Raw genomic sequence first — 10,062 nt, 5'->3', positions numbered from 1 at the left:
CGCCACGAGCCGATGGAGGATCAGGCGGAAGCACCCGATGACGTCGATCTGCGCATCCTGCTCGATGGTATGCACATCGGATCGCACCCAGGACGCGAAGCGGTCGTTGGGGGCGGTATGCGCGCACAAGATCTTGGCCTGGGCGCAGGCCTGCCGGAAGGACCGTGCGCCTGCGCGGGTACGCGCCGACAGGTTGAGCACGTCATTCTGGCCGAGGCCGGCCAGCGCGCGCAGCGCGCTACCCTCGTTGGCGCCGGGCAGGCGACCGAGCAGCGTGGCGGCGTCTGTCAGCCGATATCCGAAGATGGCTGCGCGTGGGTGCTCCAGATGGCGGTCCAGCCAATGCAATAAGGTGTCGGCGGGATCGGATGGGCGAAGAACGGTGCTGTCGAGTACGAAATTTACCCGGTCGCCTTCCGGCTGGGCAGTCAGGATCGCCGCGCCGACCGGGATGGTTCGGTCGAGGCCGAGCCTTGAACCGACATCCAGTTCGGCGATGTGCACGGTTTTGATGGGGGCAGGTATCATGAAGATGCTCCGGATGCACGACATCGACCCAGACCGCGCAGGGCGGTGGACATGAGGACGCGCAGTTGCTGGGGATGGCCGGCAGAGCCGACCTCGACGAAGGGCTGATCAAGCGCAGCTCGGCGGATGCCGAACTTAATTTTCCGCTCTTTCAGAACCTTCGCTTCAACCTGCCTTCAAATTCACCTTGGCCGAGGGCTTTTCCATGCTGCCGTCATGGCAGCGGCCGACGTCGCAATCTGCTAGGCTCCGATCGCAGTATTCACACCCGGTACCTGTCCAATCACGTGATCGTCGGCCGCTGCGAGAACTGGCGGGCAGCGCGCTGTTGGAAGCGCCGATTTGCCGCGGCCTGTTCTTCGACCGCCGCCCAGAGCTCGGATCCAAGCCGGCGCAGCTCTTCGGCGGCGTGTGGATCCTTTAGCGCGACAGCCGCGCGACGGTTGCGCTCGCCAATGGGGATGCTGTTGCCGGCCTCCGCCTGGGCACGGTGCGCTTCCAGCCACTGCGCGACGAGTGGGTGCTCGGCCGCAGGGGGTACAGCCGGCACTCGATCCATCGGAGCTTCAGCGACAGGTTGAACCGGCGTGGGCGTCGCTGGCCGAACAGCCGGCTCGACGGGCACCGAGGCTGATGGGATGGGTACTGGAATCACAAGCGCTCGCGCCTGCGAGTTCTCCTTAGCGGGCGTATGGATGGTCTGTTGCGCAGCGGGCGGCGCTACGCGACCCTCCTGCGAACGCCGAATGGCCTCGAGCCGGCGTTGTGCGGCTGCCCCCTCCAGGGACTCGCGCTCGATACCCAGACGGTTGGCGTCGGTCTCACGGATGGTGAAGCCGTTCTCGCCCTGGTGAATGGCGATCGCTGCCCTGGATATTTCGTCGATCGCCCGATGCACCTGCGGCGCGACGCCCCGATTGGCGGCCTGCTCCGCCAGCCCCTTTTCCTGCGCCGCGCGCAGCCGGTTCTGAACATCGGGATCGACGATGTACCGCTTCAGGCCATCCTGAAGATCGCCATCGCGATGAGCCAGCGTCCATTTGCCGTTCGCTTCCGCGGGGATGGTGAGGATCCCGGGTGCAGCTTCCACCGCTTTCACGATCCTGGCGATCAGGTGGTTCTGGCGGTCCCTGATCCTGCTGAGCGCCTTCAGCTGCCCCGGGGACGCGATGTTCAGCATCTCCACGTCACGGGACGTGATATCCAGGGGTTCAACCCGCCCATCACGCAATTTGAGTCGCCGCCGCTTGCCCTCAATGTCGGCGAGCCAGAGGTCGACCTCTTCCGGGTAACGAGCCGTTGCCGGCGTCGCCGGATTTGCCGATGTGGCAAGTGGTGGAAGACTCGTCTTGGCCGGCCCCGGCAACGCGGTTGCGGGCTTTTCGTCGGGGATGCTGGCTGCTGGAGCGGGCGGCACAAGCACGGGCCTGGGAGCCAGGCCGCGATCAGGTTGGACCTGGGTCGCCGCATTCTGTACGGCCACTAGCTCTGCATCGATACGCTTGAAAGCGACCTCGGCATCCCTGATCAGGGACTTGGCGAGCTCGACCTCGGGCGCGAACGCCTCTTCAAGGTCTGCGAGATAAGTGTTCGCCTCTCGCACCCGCTGCTCATAGGCTTGAAACATCCGATTTGCCGCTGGATCTTTGCCCCTGGCGCGGCACTTTTCAGCTTGTTCGACGGCGCGCCCCTTCATCTTCCGGGCGGTCTGCTCGGCGTTGCTGCGAGCCATGGCGTGGAAGATGTCGAGTAGAACTTCGCCCGTCCAGGCTGCGGCACGCGCCTCTGTCTGCGCGCGCTCCAACTCCGTCAGCTTCTCGCGCGCCTGAGAGGTATCGCCAAGGTTGGTGCGGAGTCCGCGAAATCGCTCTTCATCCGCCTTCTCGGCCTCCGCGAAGCGCTGGATCATCTGGAATTGACGCGCGCTCCACCCTTTCCGAGCGTTTTCGCGGTCCTTGCTAGGGGCCGCCCCACAGTCGGCAATGAACCCGACGCTCCGACCGAGGTGCTCTTGTGGCTCGGCGCAAAGGTGCATGTCGGCATACGAACGGGGATCGTAGCGGCGGACGCTTCCGATCGCCTCCAACTCAATGTTTACCGCTGCGGCGAAGCGCTTACGCATTTCCATGGGCCAAGTCTTGTGACCGACGCCGCGGTCCTTATTCTGGCGATGGGGATAAGTATCTCGAAAATTTCGCGTAGAAGACCGTACTTTCTGTACGATCTCAAAGTCCCATTGGTCGCCAATTTTGTCGCAGGGCCTTTCGTAATAGAGCAGGTGAAAATGCCAGTTGCGATTGTCGTTGGCAGCGCTCGGCGCGTGGAGTGCTACGAAATAGCGCAAGCCGCGGCGCTCCAATTCCCGTACCAAGCACTGCAAGACATGGCGACATTGGCTGAGATCAAGTTCGGCAGGCAGTTCGCCGGTGATGCGGCGCTGGACGATGCCGCCGCGCCCCTGACGGAGGTACACCTGCCCGAGGGCGTCGTGCTTTTTGAGCCAGCTGCGACAGCTGGAAATGTCGGCGTCTATCTGGAAAGGATGCGTCTTGCTCTTCTCGCTTGAGGTTTTCGGTACGCGATGTGCCTCCGGGTCTTCGAGGATGCGCGCGATGCCGGTCTTTAGCGCGGGTGGAATTGTGGGAACGTCGAGCAGCGTCCGCAACGCCGGCTCGTCGTAGGATTGCGACAGACAAATCCCGTCGAGGTGGCTGCTATTCTCATGCTCGAGCACTTTGGCAAAGAACGCCGCCGGATCTTCGACATTGGTCAGTATGATGGCGGTGCCGTCCGGATCGAGCGCAACCGCCTCGTCGCGAGCGACGTAACCGACATGCGCAACAGCCTCATGCACCTTCGGGGCGAGATCGGTGGCGACGGCCTCTTCCCGGGCCACATAGCCGACGTGGAAAACAGGGTCTGCATCTTTACCATCATTGGTCCGACACTTCCCGTCGACCCCTTTGGTGACGTTCGTAAGCGCAAAGTGAAAGGATTGGCGGCCATCCCGCGTGGTGGGGCGCCCACGTGGGGGACGCGGTATATGAAACTGTGCCGGAGGCAGACCCGAGCGAGATGGGTGCGGTGTTTCAGGGTCAAGCTGCCGCTTGGGTTCGTCCATCGGTCGCCGGCGCAGCAGCTTGAGCACGTCTGTTTCGCGGCCGGTGATGTAATCGTCCGATAGGTGCGCTCCATACTTCGCCATCGCGGCTCGAGCGCGCGCAGCCTTGGGCGCAGCAAGCGCCGCTGTGGGATCGAAGTCGAAGTCGAGCTGAATAGCCATGCGCATATTGTCCGATGCGCGCGACTCTAGCGCAATAAAAAACTGAAATTTGCCAGCCACTTCAGGTTATAGGATGGACTGGAAAAAACTAACGGCGTATAGCCGCCACTGCCGGTGACGGCAGTGACTATCACGAAGTGACCGCTCGCCAGAGCCTCCCCAATCTGGATGCACTGCATACGGAATTGGGGAATTGCGCGACTGGACTAACCTGGGATCTGACTTCCCAGAAAATGGGTTTGAAAGCCCTCGAAATCCGGGTTTTAAGGGAAACCGGATGGGGTCTGCCTCCCCAGAAATGGGCTCGGAAGCCGTGGAAATCCGGGTTTCCGGGGAGCCGGATGGGGCTAGCTCCCCAGAAATGGGCTCGGAAACCGTGAAAATCCGGGTTTTCAGGGAAGCTCCTGCAACTGGCGCAACTGGAGCAGCAGCGGCAATATTCGGAGCGGAGCGGAAAAACGGGAAAATTTCCGGCAGCGGAACTTGCCCCGGACCTGCCCGGGCGAATTTCAGCTGCGCTCCGCCACGAGCGAAAGGTCGAGATGCCGGCCGCCGAGCTTTTCCATGCTGCATTCATGCGCGCCCGCGCAGAAGGCTTGATCGAGGATGATTTCCTGGCGGGTGCGTCGGCCGGAGCCGAAGGTGACGTGGTCGGCGCCCTTTCCACCGGATTCGTGTTGCCGCCGGCGGACTTCGAGAAATCGGGCCGCCCGATCTCGCGACCCTATTGGGATGCCGTCCGAAAATTCCCGTTCCATTGGCCGCTGGATCTCCCGATCGGCGATGGCTCGAATTTCGAGTGGGAAGACGATCCCATGCCGCGCTTCGCCAGCTACGAATTGATGATCCAGAAGGACGACACCTTCGCGTGGTGGGCCAAGCAAGCGCAGACACGCTTCGCCAACCTGTCGATGCTGATCCGGATGATGCACCAGAGCCGGCGCAATGACGACGAGGATATTCGACAGTGGGCTGACCACGAATATACCGAGATAATCGGCTCAACTGAAGCGGAAGTGCCCGATCGAAATCTCGCGCGTTTGTTGGGCGAGGACTACAACATTCTCATCGACGATGAACGACTGCGAATTTGGTGGAACTGGGCAGAGTGCCATTGGGCAATCGCCGGCTTTCTTTCGCAACGGCACGGCTATCACACGGCGGCCGATCCATTCGACGATGATCTCATCGCGACTTGGCTGTTCCTATTGGTCGGACGGCACGTGACCAACGAGTGGAGCCAGCCGGCATGGTTGCGCAGCCGCCTGTTCGACTGGCGCCAGCTACCGCTGTTCGCGGTGCCCGTTCCGGCGGCGCGCCTTCTCGTACCGAAGGGCGCGCTGCCGCTTCATGGCCCTGCGACACTCAAGCAGGAATAGGCCGGGCATGCACGTCGCGGCTTTCGCTTAGCCGCAAGCATCCGACGAAGGCCGTGAAGCTCATGATCGACGTCGAACGCGGGAAGACGTCTCCGCGATAAATTCGATCTCGACTAGAACGACTTACGCAGCGTGAAGCTGACCATCCGCCCCAGCGGATCGAGATACGCGGGCTGATAGCTGAGCGGCGTGTTACCCGCTTGATCTCGGACGGACGGCCGCGTGTTGAACAGGTTGGTGATGCCGAGGGTGGCGCGCGCACCTTTCAGCCATTTGGGCGCGTGAACGCCACCGAGGCGCTCGGCAAGGTTCGCGAACACGGTGAGGTTCACGACCGCGTAGCCGCCGAAGTGCAGATCGCCCTGGGCACTGCCCCATCCGCGAATTTCCGTCCCGCTCTGCCAGTTGACGGTCATTCTGGCGCCCAGGCCGCGCTTGAAGGCCCCGGCCTGGAACTCGACTTCGTGCCGGCGGCGACCACCGCGTACGTCCACCGCACCGCCGTCCAGCAGATCAAGTCGCGCGACGCCTGCCCGTGGCAGGATCGAGTCCTCGAAATACCAGTTGTGATAGACGCTGAGGAACAGTCGGCTCGATAGATTTCCGATGCTACGGGCCGCGGCGCTCCCCGGATCGGCTTGGGTGAACACGGCGCCCGGAAATGCGCGGCGCGCCTCCGCTTCGCTTCCGAACACCCGAACGTTCCCATTCTGCAGGCCGGGCGGCACCGGACCAAGCGGCTTGACGAAGTTCACGCCCCAGCGCAGCTGCTTCTGCCGGGCATCGGCGAAGTTCAACGGCCGTCCGTCAATCGCGGACAAGACCCCGTCACCGCGCCGCGTGAACCGGCCCGGAAACGCATCCTCGATTTGTGGCGTCAGGATCGGGAAGGCGGCGATCGGGCTGTCGATGCGCGACGCCACATAGTCGATGCTCAAGGTCAGATCGGTCCGCGGGATCGGTCGGAGGGTCACGCCCAGCTTGACGAGGTGTCGATCCTCCGCGCGCAGGGCGGCATTGCCCCCGAAGATCCGGGTTGTGTCGACCACCTCCTGCCGGACGAGATCGAAGGTGCGGACGTTCGGTGTCACCAGCAGCGGGGCACCGAGCTGCTCCAGGGTCGGGGCGGTCTGGTCGTCGGCCACGGACAGGATGACGCCAACCGCCGACGACGGGCTCCAGCGCAGACCATAACCGAAGCTCCGCAGTCTCCCCGCATCGGAAAGCTGCTCCAGCGCAAGGTTCACATTGGCTGAGAGATTGCCGAGCACCGCCCCGTGCTTGTCGCCGCGGTGGAAGATGGGCAGATCGAGGTCCAGCTGCGCTGCCCCGCGTTGGCGCGAGGGAGAAACGTGCCCGGCAGTCGCACCGAGGCCCCAGCGGCTGTCGAACGTCGAAACCTCCACGGCCGCGTGCGCGCTTGCCGACAAGGGCCCCGCCGGCAGCGGCACGATCGGCCCGTTGAGCAGCAGGTCCGCCATGGTGCGCGCGTCCGTGGACCGCGCCGGCTCCCGCCCCGCAGCGCCGTCGCCCAGATCCGTGCGGGTGTTGCTGGTCGACCGATCGTGTCTGGCGGTGACGGTCCAGAGCCATGGGCCGCTGCGCCCGCTCAGTGTCGTGCCGAGATGCGCGACGCCTCGGTCGCTATGGCGGCGCAGCGGACGAGTGCCGATCGCACCCAGCAGGCTTTCGGTCCGCGTTCCCTCGAAGCGGCCGTTCAGCGTTGCCGCGATATCACCGGGGAGCTGCCCGCTCACCATGCCTTCCAGCGTCACCTGGTCGCTGTTGGGCAACAGCGTTCGAAACTGCCCGAGCTCGGGTGTGTCGGCAAACTGCCGCAGGCTGCGCGCGCTCTCCAGCAGCGACGCGGCGCGGGTGTAGGTCGCGCCCAGCGAAAGCCGCGTATCGCCGCGGATCGCGAGATAGTCGACCTTGCCCGTGCCGCTCTCCCGGCCGCCTTCGGTCGGCGCAAGCAGACCCAGTTGGCCGATACGGGATCGGAAGCGCTCCAGCGTGACGACGTTCAGGACCTTTTGGTCGGCGCGGTAGCCATAGCGAAGCGCCAGTTCCTCCGGGAACACCTCCATCCGTTCGATCGCCTCGGCGGGGATCCGCGCGACTTCCAGCAGGCTGGATACGCGCCGGCCGTTCAGCAAGACGACCGGGTCGCTATCTCCCCGCCCACGCGCGCTGGCCAGCTGGGGCCCGAGGATATCGAGCAGCGCACCGATATTGTCCGCGCCGAGCGCGCGGACGTCGAGCGGGCCGAACGTGCGCTCGGGAGGCACGTCGCCGATCACGGCGCCGCGCGCGCGGCGGGTCGTGACCAGAATATCGTTTCCGGTGCCGCGCTGCTGCTGTGCGCTCCCGTTGCCCAGAAGCGCGGACGGATTGTTGCGCAGCTGCTCTTCCAGCTTGCGCTGGATCTCCGGCGGCAGCGGCTTGCCATCCGCACCCCGAAACTGGACAGGGGCGGGGCTGTTCTGCCCCGGCGTCGGAGAGCCGGCCGGTTGCGCCGCGGGGGAAGACTGGGTTGTCGCCGCGTCGGATTTCGCGCTTCCCGCGGGCGATGCCTGCTGGGCCTCCACCACGGCGGGGACGATACCGCCTATCACCCCGACAAGTCTTCTGATCGTCCGCCCCACGTGCACCTCCCGAACCTGTGTTGGTGGGATTGCAGCAGAAGGGCGTAGCCTGGGGATGCCCGCTCGGTAGCGCGCGCTGTTACGCAAATGCTACAATGGGCTGCTACACATTGTGCATGCACGCAGAGGTGATTGCCACGAACACGGTCCTCATCGTCGACGACGATGCCAGTATTCGGGATGCGCTTGCCGACTTCCTGAGCGGCCACGGCTATGCCGTGCGGACCGCCGCCAGTGCAACGGCATGCGACCGCCAGCTCGCCGAAGCGTCTGCGGATCTGATCGTGCTCGACGTGATGATGCCCGGCGAGGATGGGCTGTCGCTCTGTCGCCGCCTGTCGAATGCGAACACACCGATCCTGATGCTCAGCGCGCTCGACGCCGTCACGGACCGGATCGTCGGTCTCGAAGTGGGGGCCTGGGACTATCTGACCAAACCCTTCGAGCCGCGGGAGCTGCTGGCGCGGGTGCGGGCGCTGCTGCGGCGGCCGTCGCGGGCAGGGGACGAACAGCGCCCCTCCCGCGGGGGCGTGACGTTCGCCGGGTGGTGGCTCGATCTGGAGGAGCGGCGGCTACGCGATCCTGCCGGGCGTGCCGTGTCGCTCAGCGAGGGCGAACACGCGCTCCTCGCCGCTTTCGTCCAGCGCCCGGGACGCATCCTGACGCGCGATGCGCTGCTCGACTTGGCGCGGGGCATGGACGCCGCACCCTATGACCGCGCCATCGACGTCGCGGTCAGCCGCTTGCGCCGCAAGCTCGCCGAGGCGGACCCGATGCCGGTGATCGAGACGGTGCGCGGCGTCGGATACCGCTTCCTGCCGACGGTGCGAGCGGCGTGAAGCGGGCGCCCAGCGCGCTCGTCGCGATCGGCGGCTTCGGCGTGGCCGTGGCGACGCTGAGCGTGGCGACCACCGCCGCCATCGTGCTCCTGGCGCCGCAGCCCCCGGCCGTTCGCGTCAGCGCCGCCGAGGCGATCGCCGCGCTCCGCAATCCGATGCCGGGCTTCGAGCGCCGGATCGTCCCCGAGCCGCTGCCCGGACCGCGCACGGCGGTGCTGGAAGCGATCATCGCGTCCGAGCTGCGGCGGCCTATCGGCGATGTTCGGGTCGTATCGTCCGGCGCCAAGCCACTGGGCGATAAGGCCGCGACCGTCGTGGGGAGCGTATTGCGGGCCGACAAGACCGATGCACCCCCGTCCTTCGTGCTGGTCCAGCGGGGGCGCGGAAGGTTCGAGATGGTGTCGCCCGGTACGGTGAGCAGCGCGATCCGCAATGCCATGATCGGGCTGCCGGTGCCCGCCTTCACGGCAAGCGTGCGGCAGTCGGATGGTCGATGGCTGAGCGTCGCACCTGCCCGGCCGTTCTTCGCGCGTTGGCAGGTGAACATCCTCATCGCCCTGGCCGTCAGCCTGATGCTGCTGGCACCGATCGCCTGGATCTTCGCCCGCCGCCTGACCCGGCCGTTCCGGACCCTCGCCAATGCGCTCGACTCCGGTGGGGCGGTGCGCATCCCGGAGGAGGGGCCGCGCGAGCTGCGCGAAGCCGCGGCGGCGATCGCCGCGATGCAGGCACGGCTTGCGGCGGAAGCGGCCGAGCGGGCACGGATGCTCACCGCCATCGCACACGACCTGCGCACGCCGCTGACCGGGCTGCGGCTCCGGATCGAGAGTACGCCCGAGCCCCAGCGTGGCCGGATGGTCGCCGATGTCGAGCGCATGCAGGGAATGATCGGCGAGGTCCTGGCATTCGCACGCGACGCAGCGACACCGCCCGAAGCGCTCGACGTGCGCGCGCAACTGCACGCGATCGTGGACGCGTTGAACGAACGCGCTGCGGCGATACGGCTGCTGCCTGGCGACGAGGCCCGCATCTTCGCGCCCGAGCCCGCCTTTCGCCGCGCCATCGAGAACCTTCTCCGCAACGCCGTCGACTATGCTGGCGGTGGGGAGATCGGCGTACAGCGGATCGAGGATCGAGTGCTCATCTCGGTTACAGACGCAGGGCCGGGGGTCCCCGCCGCAGATCGCGAACGCCTGCTGCTGCCGTTCGAGCGGGGTGAAGCCTCACGGAACCGCGAGACGGGCGGGGCGGGGCTGGGCCTCAGCATCGTCCGTGATTTCGCGATCCAGTGGGGCGGCGACTTTTCTTTGGGTCAAGCTCGCAGCGGCGGCACCGCTGCGAACCTGTTGTTGCCCGTTGCTTGATTTTGCGCGCTCCGCGCACGCCCG

At 65.6% G+C, this 10,062-nt stretch carries 6 protein-coding genes; 3 read left to right on the top strand and 3 right to left on the bottom strand.

The features are described 5' to 3' along the window. The coding region (locus KK7_RS0111970; protein ID WP_010544889.1) for a hypothetical protein at window positions 1-528 on the bottom strand (528 nt) is incomplete at its 3' end. Between the two features lie 283 nt (window positions 529-811). Then, the gene (locus KK7_RS21890) at window positions 812-3,811 is read right to left on the bottom strand and encodes a MobA/MobL family protein (RefSeq protein WP_158000002.1); all 3,000 of its coding nucleotides are present in this window, start codon (window positions 3,809-3,811) and stop codon (window positions 812-814) included. A 542-nt stretch (window positions 3,812-4,353) separates the two neighbouring features. On the opposite strand from KK7_RS21890, the gene KK7_RS0111950 reads away from it, so the two are divergent. Next, window positions 4,354-5,190: a hypothetical protein gene (locus tag KK7_RS0111950; protein ID WP_010544885.1), complete on the top strand. Its 837-nt coding sequence runs from the start codon at window positions 4,354-4,356 to the stop codon at window positions 5,188-5,190. 113 nt (window positions 5,191-5,303) lie between these two features. On the opposite strand, the gene KK7_RS0111945 is transcribed toward KK7_RS0111950, so the two are convergent. Beyond that, window positions 5,304-7,835, bottom strand: coding sequence for a porin family protein (locus tag KK7_RS0111945; RefSeq protein ID WP_138983952.1), 2,532 nt, complete (start codon window positions 7,833-7,835; stop codon window positions 5,304-5,306). Between the two features lie 116 nt (window positions 7,836-7,951). Here KK7_RS0111945 and KK7_RS0111940 point away from each other — a divergent pair, with 116 nt between their 5' ends. Continuing rightward, a complete protein-coding gene (locus KK7_RS0111940; RefSeq protein WP_010544883.1) occupies window positions 7,952-8,674 on the top strand; it encodes a response regulator in 723 nt (240 codons plus the stop codon). Further along, window positions 8,671-10,038 (top strand): sensor histidine kinase, encoded by a 1,368-nt coding sequence (locus KK7_RS0111935; RefSeq protein WP_010544882.1) that lies wholly within the window; start codon window positions 8,671-8,673, stop codon window positions 10,036-10,038. The genes KK7_RS0111940 and KK7_RS0111935 overlap by 4 nt, the downstream gene beginning before the upstream one ends. The last annotated feature ends 24 nt before the right edge of the window (window positions 10,039-10,062 follow it).

Origin of the sequence: Sphingomonas elodea ATCC 31461, from assembly GCF_000226955.1 — a bacterium.
Classification (GTDB): domain Bacteria; phylum Pseudomonadota; class Alphaproteobacteria; order Sphingomonadales; family Sphingomonadaceae; genus Sphingomonas; species Sphingomonas elodea.
Note: the sequence above shows the minus strand (reverse complement) of the source record. Positions and strands in the feature narration are given on the sequence as shown.